General features: G+C 73.1%; 13 protein-coding genes and 1 pseudogene. 8 read left to right on the forward strand and 6 right to left on the reverse strand.

The annotated features are described in order from the left end of the window. Positions 1 to 32: 32 nt before the first annotated feature. Positions 33 to 440, forward strand: a complete 408-nt coding sequence (locus tag ABD979_RS12090) for a DUF1707 SHOCT-like domain-containing protein (protein ID WP_345507725.1) — start codon at positions 33 to 35, stop codon at positions 438 to 440. Positions 441 to 446: 6 nt separating this feature from the next. On the opposite strand, the gene hemQ is transcribed toward ABD979_RS12090, so the two are convergent. Together hemQ and hemG are read right to left on the reverse strand one after the other, a co-directional pair. Continuing rightward, on the reverse strand, positions 447 to 1,148 hold the full coding sequence (hemQ, locus tag ABD979_RS12095; protein ID WP_345507726.1) for a hydrogen peroxide-dependent heme synthase: 702 nt from the start codon (positions 1,146 to 1,148) through the stop codon (positions 447 to 449). Between the two features lie 7 nt (positions 1,149 to 1,155). After that, the gene (gene hemG / locus ABD979_RS12100; RefSeq protein ID WP_345507727.1) at positions 1,156 to 2,565 is read right to left on the reverse strand and encodes a protoporphyrinogen oxidase; all 1,410 of its coding nucleotides are present in this window, start codon (positions 2,563 to 2,565) and stop codon (positions 1,156 to 1,158) included. A gap of 105 nt (positions 2,566 to 2,670) precedes the next feature. Between hemG and ABD979_RS12105 the strand changes: the two genes are divergently transcribed. Further along, positions 2,671 to 3,441: a DedA family protein gene (locus ABD979_RS12105; protein ID WP_345507728.1), complete on the forward strand. Its 771-nt coding sequence runs from the start codon at positions 2,671 to 2,673 to the stop codon at positions 3,439 to 3,441. Positions 3,442 to 3,556: 115 nt separating this feature from the next. Beyond that, positions 3,557 to 4,702: a DUF4349 domain-containing protein gene (locus ABD979_RS12110; protein ID WP_345507729.1), complete on the forward strand. Its 1,146-nt coding sequence runs from the start codon at positions 3,557 to 3,559 to the stop codon at positions 4,700 to 4,702. Positions 4,703 to 4,705: 3 nt separating this feature from the next. Here the strand turns inward: ABD979_RS12110 and murJ are convergent, their stop codons facing one another. Together murJ and hemE are read right to left on the reverse strand one after the other, a co-directional pair. Continuing rightward, positions 4,706 to 6,403 carry a murein biosynthesis integral membrane protein MurJ gene (gene murJ / locus ABD979_RS12115; protein ID WP_345507730.1) on the reverse strand — a complete coding sequence of 566 codons (1,698 nt, stop codon included), beginning with the start codon at positions 6,401 to 6,403 and terminating at the stop codon, positions 4,706 to 4,708. Then, positions 6,400 to 7,452: a uroporphyrinogen decarboxylase gene (gene hemE, locus ABD979_RS12120; protein ID WP_345507731.1), complete on the reverse strand. Its 1,053-nt coding sequence runs from the start codon at positions 7,450 to 7,452 to the stop codon at positions 6,400 to 6,402. The genes murJ and hemE overlap by 4 nt, the downstream gene beginning before the upstream one ends. A gap of 93 nt (positions 7,453 to 7,545) precedes the next feature. Here hemE and ABD979_RS12125 point away from each other — a divergent pair, with 93 nt between their 5' ends. From ABD979_RS12125 to ABD979_RS12145, 5 genes are all read left to right on the forward strand, one after another. After that, positions 7,546 to 8,130: a DUF3000 domain-containing protein gene (locus ABD979_RS12125; RefSeq protein WP_345507732.1), complete on the forward strand. Its 585-nt coding sequence runs from the start codon at positions 7,546 to 7,548 to the stop codon at positions 8,128 to 8,130. After that, a complete protein-coding gene (locus ABD979_RS12130; protein WP_345507733.1) occupies positions 8,127 to 9,437 on the forward strand; it encodes an HRDC domain-containing protein in 1,311 nt (436 codons plus the stop codon). The genes ABD979_RS12125 and ABD979_RS12130 overlap by 4 nt, the downstream gene beginning before the upstream one ends. A gap of 192 nt (positions 9,438 to 9,629) precedes the next feature. Further along, positions 9,630 to 10,871, forward strand: coding sequence for a thiolase family protein (locus tag ABD979_RS12135; RefSeq protein WP_345507734.1), 1,242 nt, complete (start codon positions 9,630 to 9,632; stop codon positions 10,869 to 10,871). Continuing rightward, positions 10,868 to 13,000, forward strand: coding sequence for a 3-hydroxyacyl-CoA dehydrogenase NAD-binding domain-containing protein (locus tag ABD979_RS12140; RefSeq protein ID WP_345507735.1), 2,133 nt, complete (start codon positions 10,868 to 10,870; stop codon positions 12,998 to 13,000). Before ABD979_RS12135 ends, ABD979_RS12140 begins: the two co-directional genes overlap by 4 nt. Positions 13,001 to 13,121: 121 nt before the next feature. Further along, positions 13,122 to 14,651, forward strand: coding sequence for a helix-turn-helix domain-containing protein (locus ABD979_RS12145; RefSeq protein WP_345507736.1), 1,530 nt, complete (start codon positions 13,122 to 13,124; stop codon positions 14,649 to 14,651). Positions 14,652 to 14,804: 153 nt separating this feature from the next. On the opposite strand, the pseudogene ABD979_RS12150 reads toward ABD979_RS12145, so the two are convergent. Both ABD979_RS12150 and ABD979_RS12155 read right to left on the reverse strand, forming a co-directional pair. Continuing rightward, a pseudogene (locus ABD979_RS12150) lies at positions 14,805 to 15,206 on the reverse strand (NAD(P)/FAD-dependent oxidoreductase); the annotation flags it as partial. Positions 15,207 to 15,290: 84 nt separating this feature from the next. Next, the gene (locus ABD979_RS12155) at positions 15,291 to 15,707 is read right to left on the reverse strand and encodes an arsenate reductase ArsC (protein WP_345507737.1); all 417 of its coding nucleotides are present in this window, start codon (positions 15,705 to 15,707) and stop codon (positions 15,291 to 15,293) included. Positions 15,708 to 15,733 lie beyond the last annotated feature (26 nt).

Here is a 15,733-nt window from a genome sequence, read left to right on the forward strand (position 1 = left end):
GGCCGCACCCGCATCGCCTAGGGTTTTCTCCCATGGCTGACGACGGGGACATGCGCATCGGCACGCAGGAGCGCGAGGAGGCGCTGGCCGCCCTCGCCCAGCACCACGCCGCCGGCCGGCTCGACGCCGACGACTACGAGGACCGGCGCGGCCGGGCCACCGACGCCGTGACCCGGCGCGAGCTCGCCGAGCTCTTCGACGACCTGCCCGAGCCCCGTCCGCGCCTCGTCTCCTCCACCGACGTCGACCACCCCGTGGCGGGCGCGCCGGTGGCGCAGACCCGGCCCAAGGGGCCCGTGAGCGGGCCGGTCAGGGCAGCGCGGATGCTCACCGCGCTGTCGCCGTTCATCGCCGTCGGGCTCTTCCTCGCCACCGGCAGGTGGTGGTGGTTCCTGCTCATCCCCGCGATCGCGGTCATCGCCCGCAACCTCGAGGAGTGAGCGGCCTCACCGCAGGTTCGCGACCAGCTGCGCCGGCTCCACCTTGGGGCCGGTGAAGAACGGGATCTCCTCCCGCACGTGCATCCGCGCCCGCGAGGCCCGCAGCTCGCGCATGAGGTCGACGATCCGGTGCAGCTCGTCGGCCTCGAAGGCGAGCAGCCACTCGTAGTCGCCGAGCGCGAACGAGGCGATGGTGTTGGCCCGCACGTCGGGGTAGTCGCGCGCCATCTGGCCGTGCTCGCGCAGCAGGTCGCGCCGCTCGCCGTCGTCGAGGAGGTACCACTCGTACGACCGGACGAAGGGGTAGACGCAGACGTACTTGCGCGACACCTCGTCGGCCATGAAGGCCGGGATGTGGCTCTTGTTGAACTCCGCCGGCCGGTGGAGCGCCGCGGCGCTCCACACCGGCTCGAGGTGCGAGCCGAGCTCGGTGCGCAGCAGCCGGTGGTAGGCCGACTGGAGCGCCTCGATGGTCTCGGCGTGCCACCAGACCATGAAGTCGGCGTCACCGCGCAGCCCGGCCACGTCGTAGAGCCCGCGCACGACGACGCCCTCGCCCGCCACCTCCTCGAGGAAGGCCTCGAGCTCGGCGACGTGCTTCTCGCGGTCGTCACCGAGCGGGGTGACCGCGCTGAAGACCGACCACATGCAGTAGCGGATCGTGTCGTTGATCTCCCGCATCCGGGCTGGTGTCAGGCGCTCGCTCATGGGGCCATCATCCCAAGGCGTCGGATCGCTCGTCCCAGTGGGTCAGCACGACGCGTGCGGCCGCGCGGCCCGATGCGACGCAGGCCGGGATGCCGACGCCGTCGTAGGCCGCCCCGCACCGGGCCAGCCCCGGCGGCAGGTGGCGGGTGGGCGCCAGCCGCGACCGGTGCCCCACGGCATACTGCGGCAGGCCGCCACCCCAGCGCTGCACGTGCGTGGCGGCCGGCGCGGGCAGGTCACCCCCGAGGACTGAGCCCAGGTCGGTGAGCGCGGCGGCCACGAGCTCGTCGTCGGAGCGCTGGAGAGTGACCTCCTCGCCGTGCCGACCGACCGAGGCGCGCAGGTACGTGCGGCCCGGGTGCGCGCGGGCGAGCCACGGCCACTTGACGGTGCTGAAGGTGGACGCCTTGATCGTCAGGGGCTCGGCAGGCGGCACGAGGAAGCCGCTGCTGCCCTCGAGCGCCTCGGGCGGAGGTCCGTCGAGCGCGAGGGTGACGATCGCCATGGAGGCGTAGTCGACCCCGGCGAGCGCCGCCGCCGCCTCGGGCGCCACCTCGCGCAGCAGCCGGGCCGTGGGCGCCGCCGGCGTCGCGAGCACCACGGCGTCGAAGCGCTCCTCGAGCACCTGGTTCGTCGGCCCCGACGAGACGACCCAGCCGGCGCCGTCGCGCCGCAGGCCGCGCACGACGGTGCCGGTGCGCACACGCACGCCGGCCTCCGCGAGCTGCTGCCCGAGCACCTCAGGCAGCCTCCCGAGACCACCGACGAGCGAGGCGAAGACCGGTGTGCCGGCGAGCGGACCGTCTGCCGCGGCAGCGGCGGCGGCGCGCGCGACGTCGAGCAGCGGGCGGCCCTCGTGGGCCGCCGCGGCCAGCACCGGCACCGCCTGGTCGACGGAGATCCGGCGCGCGTGGCCGGCGTAGACCCCGGCGAGCAGCGGCTCGACGAGGCGGTCGGTCACCGCCGGGCCGAGTCGCGCGTCGACGAGGTCACCCACGCTCAGGTCGCCCGGGACCGGGCCCGTCGTCTGCTCGTGCGCGAGGCGGTCGACCTCCGCGTCGGTGAGCAGCCCGCGCACCGACTCGGGGTCGGAGGGAACCCCCATGACCGTGCCGCGAGGCATCGGCCAGCGCACACCCCGCGAGACGATGGCGGCCCCGGCCGGGCCGGGGTGCGTCACCTCACCGGTGAGGCCGAGCTCGTCGAGCAGACCCACCGCCTCGGGCCGGCGGGCGAGCACCGACTCGGCCCCGACGTCGATGCGCACGCCACCGACGTCCTCGAGCCGCAGCTTGCCGCCGAGGCGGTCGGTGGCCTCGAGGAGGACGACCGAGGTGCCCACCTCGGCAAGACAGAGCTCCCACGCCGCCGCGAGCCCGCTGACGCCCCCACCGATGACCGCGACCGACCTGCCCATGGGCGCCACTCTCCCACCCGGCGCCGACGGTCGGTGCAGCGGCTTGCTCGAGGCGTTTGGTCGAGGCGTTTGGTCGAGGCGGTGTCGATGAGGGACCGTTGACCCATGGGTACCCTCGCGCTGCTCGCCGCCGCGCCCGCCATGACCCCCGTCCACGCCGCGCTCAGCCCGGCCCTGCAGCCCTCCGCCGAGCTCTCCGGCCTGGTGGGCGTCGCGTACCGCGTCATCGCCGCCCTCGGCGAGTGGGGCGTCGGAGCCCTCACCTTCCTCGAGACGGTGCTGCCGCCGATCCCGAGCGAGGTCGTGCTCCCGCTCTCCGGGTTCATCGCCCGCCAGGGCCAGCTCGGTCTCGCGCTGCTGCTCGTGACGAGCACCCTGGGCTCCTACCTCGGCGCGCTCGTGCTCTACCTGCTCGCCTTCCGGCTCGGCCAGGAACGCGCGATCCGGGTCATGGCGCGACTCCCCCTCGTCGACCGCCATGACTTCGAGCGCGCGACAGCCTGGTTCGCCGACCACGGCCGCCGCTCGGTCTTCCTCGGCCGGCTCGTGCCGGGCGTCCGCAGCCTCGTGTCGCTGCCGGCCGGCGCCGTCCGGATGCCGTGGGCGAGCTTCACGGTCTTCACGATCGCCGGGAGCGCCATCTGGAACGGGCTGCTCATCGGCCTGGGCTACGTGCTCGGCTCCCGCTACGAGCTCGTCGACCGCTACTCCGGCGTGCTCGACAAGGTCGTCATCGGCGTCGTCGTCGTGCTGCTCGCCGCGCTCGTCGTGCGCCGGGTCCGCCGTGGGCGGGCCGACCGCTCCACCTCGTCCGCGACCGAGGCGGGCCCCGGCACCGCCAGCAGCGACGAGGTGCCCGCGACCCGGCGCCGCTGACGGGCCGGGGCCGCTCGGCCCGGCAACGATCGGGCCCTGTGGCGTGTCCTAGGGGCAGGACGTCGCCATGCAGGCCGCGGCACGACGCGGTGGGCGACCTGTCGAAAGGCACGCCATGACCGCCTCACCCCACCTGCGCCCCCTCCGTCGCGGGACTCTCGTGCCGGCCACGCGCCGCCGACTGGTCGTCGTGCTCGCCGTGGTGGCGCTGCTCCTGCTCTCGATCCCCCTGGGCCTGCGCGCACTCCGGCCCGGGTCTGACCCCGCCATGTCGTCGGGGAGCGCGGACTCGGTCGGACGTGAGGCGAGCGGAGGCATCTCGCCCGGGGCCGCCTTCGACGGCAGCTCGGGCTCCAAGGCGCCTGCCACGGACACCAACAGCGCGTCGTCGGCCGGCGGCGCGGCGGCCGCGGTCGTCGGGGCCAAGATCGCGCGCACCGCGTGGCTCGGCCTCCGGGTGGGCGACCTCGCGGCCTCGGCGGCCAGGGTGCGCCTGCTCGCCTCTGGGGCGGGTGGTTCCGTGACGTCCGAGAACGTCGTGACCGCGGACGGTCCGGCAGGCGGCCAGGCGGACGGCCGGGCCGGCGGTCAGGGCGGGGACCAGACGGTGGGCAGCGGGTCGGTGCCGCCCGTGCCGAGCGTCGGCGTCGACGAGGCCCGGCTCACCCTCAGCGTGCCGGCGGCAGCCCTCGACGACGTGCTCACGCAGCTGTCCAAGCTGGGCTCGGTCTCCTACCGCTCGTCGGCCTCGGAGGACGTGACCGACAGCTACGTCGACACCAGGGCGCGGATCGGCCCGATGGAGGACGGGATCGACCGCGTGCGGGCCCTGCTCGCCAAGGCCACCAGCCTCCAGCAGGTCATCACCCTCGAGAGCGAGCTGACCCGGCGGCAGGCCGACCTCGACTCGCTCCGGCAGCGCCTGGCCGAGCTCGACCGGATCACCACCACGAGCACGGTGACGGTCGCCCTCTGGACGGACTCCACCCCGGCGCCGAGCACCGGCGAGGGCGGCTTCGTCGCCACCGTGCGCGCGGCCTGGGAGGCGCTGCTCGGCTCGCTCACGGTGATCCTCACCGGACTGGCCGTGCTGCTGCCCTGGCTCGTCGTCGGCGTCCCCCTCGTCGTCCTGCTCGGCCGGCTGTGGCGTCGACGCGCGACCGCCCCGGGCCCGGTCCCGACCTCGACGACCGCGGACCCGAGCACTCCGGCGTCGAGCACCCCGCCGACCGGCGGTCCGGGCTCCGGCCCGTCGGCCTAGCCGTCAGCGGCCGAGCCTGCCGCGGACGAGTCCCGCGACCTGGCGCATCTCGCGGACCCCGAAGGCATGGGCGAGACCGATGTAGACGACACCGAAGACGAGCCCGACGAGCCCGATCTCCACGGCGCTGGCGAACATCCGGCGCAGCGCCGAGCCGCCCTCGGCGATGGCAGCCCCCGTGATCGGGTCGAGCACCGTCGTGGCGCCCCAGGCGACGAGGCCGGCCAGGGCGGCCGCGACACCGACCCGCGAGGCGGTGACGAGACCGCTCGTGAGGCCGAGCGGGCCGATGCGACGGCGGAGCAGGTGCAGGCCCACGGTCGAGCTGACGACGTTGCCGACCGTCTGCCCCACGGCCATGACGCCGATCGCCCACACCGGGTTGATGAAGAGCGTCACGACGCCGGCGATCGCACTGATGCCGGTGAGCAGCACCTGCATGACGATCGTCGGCCGGCCGTCCTCGAGTGCGAAGAACATCCGGTAGCAGAGCAGGTCGAGGCCGAAGGGCACGAGGCCGAGGATCATGATGACGAGCACGCTCGACGACACCTCGACGGAGCGCTGGTCGATGCCGGGGTTGAGCAGGGCCACGACCGGCTGGGCGAGGACGATGACCGCCACCATGATCGGCACGTTGACCACGAGCGGCATCGTGAGGCCCGTACGGAAGTCGCGCCGCAGGCTGGCCCGGTCGTCGGCCGCCGCGGCCTTCGAGAAGCGGGGGAAGAGCGCGGTCATGATCGAGACGGTGACGAAGGCGTGCGGCAGCATGAAGAGCGTGAAGGCGATGCCGTAGGCGGCGGGACCACGCGCGTCGAGCGAGAGCCCGAGCGCGTTCGCCGACGCCGTCGCGTTGTTGAGGGCGCCCTGGCTGATGAAGAAGCCGACCTGCGAGACGGCCAGACCGACGAAGGCCCACACGGCGAGCCGGCTCACCCCGCCGAGCCCGACCCCGCGCAGGCCCCAGCGCGGCCGGTAGTGGAATCCGGTGCGGCGCAGGGCGGGCACCAGCGAGAGCGCCTGGACGACCACCGACAGGGTGGCCGAGCCGGCGAAGAGCCAGATCATGGGCCCGGTCCACTGCGACGGGTCCCCGGGCTGCGGCTGACCCTTCACCGGCTGGCCCAGCGGGCGCCCGAAGGCCACGAGGAAGACGAGCAGCCCCGCCACGGCGACGACGTTCGCGAAGAACGGCGCCCAGGCGAACGCGCCGAACTGGCCGCGGGCGTTGAGGATCTGCCCGAGCAGGGCGAAGAGTCCGTAGAAGAAGATCTGCGGCAGGCAGATGAGCGAGAAGGCGAGCGCGAGGCTCTTGAAGTCGTCGGAGTTGTTGCTCGCGAGCAGCCAGACGAACCCGGCCGCGCCCGCCATGACGGCGGCCGTGATGACCGCCATGCCGGCGAGGGCGACGGTGATGACGCGGTCGGTGAACTCCTGCCCGCCGTCCTCCAGCTTCATGGCCCGCGCGAGCGAGGGGATGAGCACGGCGTTGAGGATGCCGCCGGCCGCGAGGACGTAGAGGACGTTGGGCAGCGTGTTGGCGAGCGAGAAGGCGTCACCGGCCAGCTTCGCGCCGATGATGAAGGTGATGAGGCCGTTGCGCACGACACCGAGCACGCGCGAGGCCACCGACCCGCCGAGCATCGTCAGGCTCGAGCGGGCGACGGAGGGGGCCGCGGTCGCGGTGGTGGTCGTCATGGGCGGCTCGAGCACTCGTGGACGAGGGCGGTGACGCGCGTCAGCACGTCCGGGTCGACGGCCGGCAGCACCCCGTGACCGAGGTTGAAGATGTGCCCCGGTGCCCGGAGCCCCTCCTCGACGATCTCGCGGACCCGGCGCTCGAGGGCCTCCCACGGCGCGAAGAGGAGCGCCGGGTCGAGGTTGCCCTGGACGGCATACGTCGGCCCGAGACGGTCGACGGCGTCGGTGAGCGACACGCGGTAGTCGACGCCGACGACCTCGGCGCCCGCCTCACCCATGAGCGCGAGCAGCTCACCGGTGCCGACGCCGAAGTGGATGCGGGGCACGTCGAGATCGGCGACCATCCCGAGGGCGACCGCGGAGTGCGGCATCGCGCGGGCGGCGTAGTCGGCCCTGGAGAGGGCCCCGGCCCACGAGTCGAAGAGCTGCACCACGCTCGCCCCGGCCTCGGCCTGCACGCGCAGGAACTCACCGGAGATCTGGGCGAGCCTGGCGCACAGGGCGTCCCACAGCTGCGGGTCGCCGTGCATGAGGGCCTTGGTCTTCTCGTGGTTCTTCGACGGGCCACCCTCGACGAGGTAGCTGGCGAGGGTGAACGGCGCGCCGGCGAAACCGATGAGTGGCGTCTCGCCGAGCTCGGCCACGAGCTGGTGCACGGCCTCGGTGATGAAGGGCACGTGCTCGGGCGTCAGCGGCACCAGCTGGTCGAGGTCGGCGGCGGTGCGGATCGGCCGGGCCACGACGGGGCCGACGCCGGGCACGATGTCGAGGTCGACGCCGATGGCCTTGAGCGGCACGACGATGTCGCTGAAGAAGATCGCGGCGTCGACGCCGTGACGACGCACCGGCTGGAGGGTGATCTCCGTGACGAGCTCGGGCCGCATGCACGACTCGAGCATCGGCACGCCCTCCCGGATCGCGCGGTACTCCGGCAGCGAACGGCCGGCCTGGCGCATGAACCACACGGGCGTCCGGGTGGTCGACTCGCGGCGCGCAGCGCGGACGATGTCGCTCTGGCGGGTGTCTGGCGGGGCTGTGGTCGGCACCGGTCAATCCTGCCACGGGGCGCGGAGGGCCCCGCGCCACGCGCACGGCGCGCCCTGAGGACAGAACGCCCGGACCCGGCATACGCTCGGGTGGTGCACACGAGAACGCTGCCGGGCAGCAGCGGCGCCGTCTTCGCGAGGACGCTCAGCGACCTCCGGGACGTCCGTCTGCGCTCCGAGGTGCGCCTGACGGAGGTTCCGGCACCGACGCGCATCGCGCCCTTCGCGGCCGCGCTGACCGCCGACGTCATCGACGTCAGCGACCCCGAGGAGGACCTCGCGACGGGCCGCTTCGTCGTGCTCCACGACCCGGCCGCCCCCGACACGTGGAACGGCCAGTGGCGCATCGTGACGTTCGCGCGCGCCGAGCTGGAGCCCGAGCTGTCGGGCGACCCGATGCTCGGTGCCGTCGGGTGGTCGTGGCTCACCGACTCCCTCGCCGAGCGCGGGCTGACGTGGACGGCCGAGGCCGGCACCGTGACGCGCGTCGTCAGCGAGAGCTTCGCCGGCCTCGCCGAGCGCGAGGCGAGCGTCGAGATGGAGATCCGCGCGTCGTGGACCCCCGTCGTCGGCGACGTGACCGACCACCTCCGGGCCTGGGCCGACATGCTCTGCACGGTCGCCGGCATCCCGCCCCTGCCCGACGGCGTCGTCCCCCTGCCGGGGCAGCGCCGGTGACGGCTGAGCCGCACGACCCCGCGCCCGACGTGACGGCGCCGGAGGTCCTCGAGCCCCAGGCACTCGAGCCCCAGGCACTCGAGCCCCAGGCGCGCGTCCTCGTGCCGTTGACCCACCCGCGCGACGGCGTGCCCGACGTCGTCACCGACGAGCGCACGCTGATGCGCGCGGCCGAGGCCATCGCGAACGGCACCGGCCCCGTGGGCGTCGACGCCGAGCGGGCGTCGGGCTACCGCTACGGCCAGCGCGCCTACCTCGTGCAGCTGCGCCGCGAGGGCTCGGGCAGCTGGCTCATCGACCCCATCGCCTGCCCCGACCTCTCCCCCGTGGGCGAGGCCATCGGCGACGCCGAGTGGATCCTGCACGCCGCCACGCAGGACCTCCCCTGCCTCGCCGAGGTCGGCATGCGGCCCACCGCGCTCTTCGACACCGAGCTCGGCGGGCGGCTCGCCGGCCTGCCGCGCGTCGGCCTCGGCGCCATGGTCGAGCACTACCTCGGGCTGCAGCTGGCCAAGGAGCACTCGGCCGTCGACTGGTCCGACCGCCCCCTTCCCGAGCCGTGGCTGCGGTATGCCGCCCTCGACGTCGAGGTGCTCGGTGACCTCCGCGACGCGGTGGACGCCGAGCTCACCGCGCAGGGCAAGGCGGGCTGGGCCGCCGAGGAGTTCACCCACCTGCTCGACTTCACCGGTCCCGAGCCCCGCACCGACCCGTGGCGGCGCACGTCCGGCATGCACAAGGTCCGCGGGCGCCGCGGCCTCGCGATCGTGCGCGAGCTGTGGCTCTGGCGCGACGGCGTGGCGCAGGAACGCGACACCTCGCCCGGCCGGGTGCTGCCCGACGCCGCGATCAGCGAGATCGCCATCGCCAACCAGCGGGCCGCGCGCGCGCCGCGCACCGTCACCGTCAGCGAGCCGCGCCTCGCCCGGTCGGTGCGCCGGCACCAGAGCGCCATCCTCGAGGTCGTCGCGCACGCGCTCGACCTGCCCGAGAGCGACCTGCCCGTGCTGGCGCTGCCGCCGAGCGGTCCCCCGCCGCCCAAGGCCTGGGCCGACCGCGACCCCGTCGCCGCGGCCCGCCTCGCCCGCGCCCGTGAGCTGCTCGGTGCGGTGTCCGACGAGCTGGCCGTGCCGGTGGAGAACCTGCTGACGCCCGACCTGCTGCGCCGCTACCTCTGGGAGGGCCCTGCCGCGCCGACCACCGCCGAGGTGGCCGAGGGCCTGTCGGCCATGGGCGCACGCCGCTGGCAGACGACGATCACCGCCCCGCTCGTCTCCCTCGCCTGCAGCGAGAACCCACCCGCCTGATCCGCGGCCCCGCGTCGTCGACGTGCGCCGTCCGCGGGCCGTGGACTGCAGGCCGGACTCCGTGAGGATGGTCACCCGGCGGGATCGTCGCCGCGGAAGTTACCGGGAAGTAGGATCGAGGAGGCCGCGTTCCCTGCGGCCCGCCGCCGGCCGCGTCCGGCACTCCGATCATCGATCCACTGGGAGGCACCCGTGCCCCGCGCACTTTCCGAGGTCGTCTTCGTCGACGGCGTCCGCACGCCGTTCGGCAAGGCCGGCGAGAAGGGCATGTACGCCCAGACCCGGGCCGACGACCTCGTCGTCCGGTGCATCCGCGAGCTGCTGCACCGCAACCCGACCCTGCCCAAGGACAAGGTCGAGGAGGTCGCCATCGCCGCGACCACCCAGATCGGCGACCAGGGCCTGACGCTCGGTCGCACGGCCGCGCTGCTCTCCGGACTGCCGAACACGACCCCCGGCTACTCGGTCGACCGCATGTGCGCCGGCGCGATGACGGCCGTGACGAACAAGGCGAGATCGATCGCCTTCGGTGCCTACGACATCGCCATCGCGGGCGGCGTCGAGCACATGGGCCGCCACCCGATGGGAGAGGGCGTCGACCCCAACCCGCGCATCGTCAGCGAGAAGATCGTCGACCCCGACGCGCTCGTCATGGGCAAGACCGCCGAGAACCTGCACGACCGCTTCCCGGCCCTCACCAAGGCCCGCTCCGACGCCTTCGCCGTCGGCAGCCAGGACAAGCTCGCCCGGGCGTATGCCGACGGCAAGATCCAGCGCGACCTCGTCACCGTCGCCACGCGGCACGCCGAGCTCGGCTGGGGCCTCGCGACCACCGACGAGCCCCCACGCCCCGGCACGACGGTCGAGGACCTCGGGCAGCTCAAGACCCCGTTCCGCGCGCACGGCAACGTCACCGCCGGCAACGCGGCCGGCCTCAACGACGGCGCCACCGCCTGCCTGCTCGCCTCCGAGCAGGCCGCGACCGACCTCGGCCTGCCCGTCCGCATGCGCCTCGTCTCCTTCTCCTTCGTCGGCGTCGAGCCCGAGGTCATGGGCGTCGGGCCGGTGCCGGCCACCGAGAAGGCCCTCGCCAAGGCCGGCCTGTCGATCGAGGACATCGGCCTCCTCGAGCTCAACGAGGCCTTCGCCGTTCAGGTGCTCGCCTTCCTCGACCACTTCGGCATCGCCGACGACGACCCGCGCGTCAACGAGTACGGCGGCGCCATCGCCACCGGCCACCCGCTCGCGAGCTCGGGCGTGCGCCTCATGACGCAGCTCGCGCGCCAGTTCGAGGAGCACCCCGAGGTGCGCTACGGCCTGACGGCGATGTGCATCGGCATCGGCATGGGCGGCGCCGTCATCTGGGAGAACCCGCACCACGAGGCCTACGAGTCCTCGACGACGACCACAACCGACGAGGAGGGCGCCAAGTGAGTGCCACGACCACTGAGAAGGCCACGGCCGCAACGGACTTCGCCTCCGAGGTCGTGACGCGCACGCCGGTGCGCGACATCGCGCTGCCCGGCGGCGCCGGCACCCTGGCGCTCATCACGCTCGACAACGGCTTCGACCACACGAAGCCCAACACCTTCGGCCCGCAGTCGATCGCCGGCCTCTCGGCGACCGTCGCGCAGCTGCGCGAGCGTGCTGAGGCCGGTGAGATCGTCGCCGTCGCCGTGACGGGCAAGCCGTTCGTCTTCGCCGTCGGCGCCGACCTCACCGGTGTGCCGTTCCTCGGCTCCCGCGACCAGGCGCTCGAGATCGCGCGCGCCGGCCACGCCACCTACGCGGCGTTCGCCGACCTGCCGGTGCCGACCTTCGCCTTCGTCAACGGCGCCGCCATGGGCGGCGGCGTCGAGCTGGCCCTGTCGGCGACCTACCGCACCATGAGCGCCGGCGTCCCGGCCGTCGCGCTGCCCGAAGTCTTCCTCGGCCTCGTGCCGGGCTGGGGCGGCTGCTGGATGCTGCCGAACCTGGTCGGCGTCGAGAAGGCGATCACCGTCGTCGTCGAGAACCCGCTGAGCCAGAACCGCATGCTCAAGGGACCGCAGGCCCACGCCCTCGGCCTGTCCGACGTGCTGCTCGAGCCCGCCGACTTCCTCGAGGAGTCGGTCGCGTGGGCCGCCCGCGTGCTCTCCGGCGAGGTCACCGTCGAGCGCCCCGAGGTCGACCGCGACGAGACCGCGTGGAACGCCGCGATCGCCAAGGCCAAGGGCCTCGCCGACGTCAAGACGGGTCGCCAGGCCAGGAGTCCGTATGCCGCCCTCGACCTGCTCGCCGCCGCTCGCACCGCGACCCGCGAGGAGGGCTTCGCGGCCGAGGACGAGGTGCTCGCCGACCTGCTCATGAGCGACGAGCTGCGCGCCGGGCTGTACGCCTTCGAGCTCGTGCAGAAGCGCGCCAAGCGTCCGGCCGGAGCGCCCGACAAGGCTCTCGCGCGGAAGGTGACCAAGGTCGGCATCGTCGGCGCCGGCCTCATGGCGAGCCAGCTGGCGCTGCTCTTCATCCAGCGCCTCCAGGTGCCCGTCGTGCTCACCGACATCGACGACGAGCGCGTCGCCAAGGGCGTCGGCTACGTGCACGCCGAGCTCGACAAGCTGGCCGGCAAGGGCCGGCTGAACCCCGACAGGCTGAACCGCTACAAGGCGCTCGTCACGGGGTCGACGAGCAAGGACGGCTTCGCCGACGCCGACTTCGTCATCGAGGCCGTCTTCGAGGAGATGTCGGTCAAGCAGCAGGTGTTCGCCGAGGTCGAGGCCGTCGTGTCGCCCGAGTGCGTGCTCGCGACGAACACCTCCAGCCTGTCGATCGCCGAGATGGCGTCGCAGCTCGAGCACCCCGAGCGCGTCGTGGGCTTCCACTTCTTCAACCCCGTGGCCGTCATGCCGCTGCTCGAGATCATCCCGGGTGAGCACACCGACGACCCCACGCTCGCAACGGCCTTCGCCGTCGGCAAGGCGCTGCGCAAGACGTGCATCCGCGCGGCCGACCGGCCCTCGTTCATCGTCAACCGCCTGCTCGGCCGGTTCATGGGCGAGGCCGCGAAGATCCTCGACGAGGGCACGCCCATCGAGGTCGTCGACCGAGCCTTCGCCGGGCTCGCACCGATGCCGCCCTTCGTGCTCATCGGGCTCGTCGGGCCGGCCATCGCCCTGCACAACGGCGAGACGCTGGTCCGGGCCTTCCCCGACCGCTTCTACGCGTCGCCGACGCTCCAGCGCCTCGTCGCGGCCGGCAAGCGCGGCTTCTACGACATGAGCACCGGGCGCCCGGTCCTCGACCCCGAGGTCGCCGAGCTCGTCGAGCAGCCGGCCGAGCCGGTCGTGCTCGACCTGGCGCAGGTGCGCCAGCGCGTGCTCACCGTGCTCGCCGACGAGGCCCGCCGGATGCTCGACGAGGGTGTCGCGCAGGCCCCGATGGACATCGACCTCGCGATGATCACCGGCGCGGGCTTCCAGTTCTGGAACGGCGGCATCACGCCGCTGCTCGACCGCACCGGCGTCGCCGAAGCGGTGACGGGCGCCCGCTTCCTGCCCGCGGGGGTCGCGAACGCGCCCGCCTGACCCAAGCCCGCACACGGCATACGGCAGTGACCCGACACGGGGCCGCTCCGGGAACTCCCCGGGGCGGCCCCGTCCGGCGTGGCGGTTTGCCATAACTCATATATGAGTTAGCCTCGTTCGCGTGCCTCAGACCTACCTGACCCGGATCGGCGGACTCATCCGCGACGCGCGACGCCACAAGGGGATGACCCAGTCGGACCTCGCCGAGCTGCTCGGCACGTCGCAGGGCGCGGTCACCCGCATCGAGCAGGGCAAGCAGAACCTCAGCCTCGACATGCTCGCCAAGATCGGTGACGCCCTCGACTCCGAGTTCGTCTCGCTCGGCCACTCCGGCCCGCAGCACCTGCGCATCGTCGGCGGCCAGAAGCTGACCGGCTCGATCGACGTCAAGACCTCCAAGAACGCCGCCGTCGCGCTCCTCTGCGCTGCGCTGCTCAACCGCGGCCGCACGACGCTGCGCAGCCTGGCCCGCATCGAGGAGGTCAACCGCATCCTCGAGGTGCTCGCCTCGATCGGCGTGCGCACGCGCTGGCTGCCCGACAGCAACGACCTCGAGATCGTGCCCCCGGCGGTGCTCAACCTCGACGACATCGACGTGGCCGCCGCCCGCCGCACCCGCACCGTCATCATGTTCCTCGGCCCGCTGCTGCACGAGCACGAGGACTTCCAGCTGCCGTATGCCGGTGGCTGCGACCTCGGCACCCGTACGGTCGAGCCGCACCTGGCTGCGCTGCGCTCCTTCGGCCTCGAGGTGACGGCCACCCACGGCTTCTACGAGGCCCACTCCGACCGGTCGGTGAGCCCCCAGCGCGCCATCGTGCTCACCGAGCGCGGCGACACCGTGACCGAGAACGTCCTGATGGCCGCCGCGCGCCACGCGGGCACGACGGTCATCCGCAACGCGAGCCCCAACTACATGGTGCAGGACCTCTGCTTCTTCCTCGAGAAGCTCGGCGTGCGCATCGACGGCATCGGCACGACGACCCTGACGGTGCACGGCGTGGCCGACATCGACGTCGACGTGGAGTACTCCCCCAGCGAGGACCCGATCGAGGCGATGAGCCTCATCGCCGCCGCCGTCGTCACCGACAGCGCGATCACGATCCGCCGCGTGCCGATCGAGTTCATCGAGATCGAGCTCGCGACGCTCGACGGCATGGGGATGAAGTACGACCTGTCGGCGGAGTACGCCTCGGCCAACGGCAAGACCCGCCTCGTCGACCTCACGACGATCCCCGGGCCGCTCCACGCCCCGATCGACAAGATCCACCCGATGCCGTTCCCCGGCCTCAACATCGACAACCTGCCGTTCTTCGCGCTCATCGGCGCCGTCGCCGAGGGCAGCACGATGATCCACGACTGGGTCTACGAGAACCGGGCCATCTACCTCACCGAGCTGACGAAGGTCGGCGCGCGCGTGCAGCTGCTCGACCCGCACCGCGTCATCGTCGAGGGCCCGACCCGCTGGCGCGCGGCCGAGGTCGTCTGCCCGCCCGCCCTGCGGCCGGGCGTCGTCGTCCTGCTCGCGATGCTCGCGGCGCCCGGCACGTCGGTGCTGCGCAACGTCTACGTCATCAGCCGCGGCTACGAGGACCTCGCCGAGCGCCTCAACGCCCTCGGCGCCACCATCGAGGTCTTCCGCGACATCTGAGCATTCGGCGGCTCTCAGGGCTCCTCGTGGCGCTGAACTGCGCAGATGCCCCGGTCAGGAGCGACTGTCATCCGGTTTTCGCACCGCTGTCGCACGCAGGTCGGTCCTGGGTGGGCGGGGCAGTGCCTGTCTTGCACGGTCTCACGGGGTGACGACGTTCGTCACGGTGCGGGCGAACCTCGTCAGGAAGGTCGCCTCCTCGATGGTCGAGTCGCCACCACCGACGACCGCGATGACCTGGTCGCGGAAGAAGAAGCCGTCGCACGTCGCGCACCACGAGACGCCGTGGCCCGAGAGCTCCTTCTCGCGGGGCAGGCCCAGCTCGCGGTAGGCCGAGCCCATCGAGAGGATGACGGAGCGGGCGCCGTGCACGGTGCCCCCACCGTCGGTGACGGTCTTGACCTCGGTCGTGTTCGTCAGCGCGCCCCCGGCGGTCACGGCGCCCTCGAAGACGAGGGGGGCGAGGTTCGCGCGCGCGGCGTAGACGGCGGCCGTGTAGCCGGCCGGGCCCGAGCCGATGATGGTGACGTGGCGGGCGTCTGCCCTGTCGGTCATCTCCTGGCGTCCGTGTTCTGAGGTCCGGATCGTCCTGCGCCCGAGCGGGACCGTGGAACGGTCGTTCGGCCGATGCGGGAGACGTCAGGCGTTGACGGGGGTGACGTCGAGTGACTCGAGCAGGCCCAGGATGCGCTGCTTGATCTCGTCGCGGATGGGTCGCACGGCCTCGACGCCCTTGCCGGCGGGGTCTGCGAGCTCCCAGTCCTCGTAGCGCTTGCCGGGGAAGATCGGGCACGTGTCGCCGCAGCCCATGGTGATGACGACGTCGGACTCCTTGACGGCCTCGGTCGTGAGGATCTTGGGGGTCTCGGCGGTGATGTCGATGCCCTCCTCGGCCATGGCGGCGACGGCGGAGGGGTTGACCTGGTCGGCGGGCGCGGATCCGGCGGAGCGGACCTCGACGGCGCCGCCGGAGAGGTGGGCGAGATAGGCGGCGGCCATCTGGGAGCGCCCGGCGTTGTGGATGCAGACGAAGAGGACGGAGGGCTTGTCGGTCATGGGTACTCCTGGGTCGGTGGTTGGGG

It is taken from the genome of Terrabacter aeriphilus (genome assembly GCF_039542985.1).
GTDB classification, from domain to species: Bacteria; Actinomycetota; Actinomycetes; order Actinomycetales; family Dermatophilaceae; genus Terrabacter; species Terrabacter aeriphilus.

What these genes read in the sequence shown, in the direction of transcription:
- ABD979_RS12105 (WP_345507728.1), top strand. Translation starts at nt 2,671, where the DNA reads ATGGGTACCCTCGCGCTGCTCGCCGCCGCGCCCGCCATGACCCCCGTC.
- ABD979_RS12090 (WP_345507725.1), top strand. Translation starts at nt 33, where the DNA reads ATGGCTGACGACGGGGACATGCGCATCGGCACGCAGGAGCGCGAGGAG.
- ABD979_RS12110 (WP_345507729.1), top strand. Translation starts at nt 3,557, where the DNA reads ATGACCGCCTCACCCCACCTGCGCCCCCTCCGTCGCGGGACTCTCGTG.
- hemQ (WP_345507726.1), bottom strand. Translation starts at nt 1,148, where the DNA reads ATGAGCGAGCGCCTGACACCAGCCCGGATGCGGGAGATCAACGACACG.
- hemG (WP_345507727.1), bottom strand. Translation starts at nt 2,565, where the DNA reads ATGGGCAGGTCGGTCGCGGTCATCGGTGGGGGCGTCAGCGGGCTCGCG.
- ABD979_RS12155 (WP_345507737.1), bottom strand. Translation starts at nt 15,707, where the DNA reads ATGACCGACAAGCCCTCCGTCCTCTTCGTCTGCATCCACAACGCCGGG.
- murJ (WP_345507730.1), bottom strand. Translation starts at nt 6,403, where the DNA reads ATGACGACCACCACCGCGACCGCGGCCCCCTCCGTCGCCCGCTCGAGC.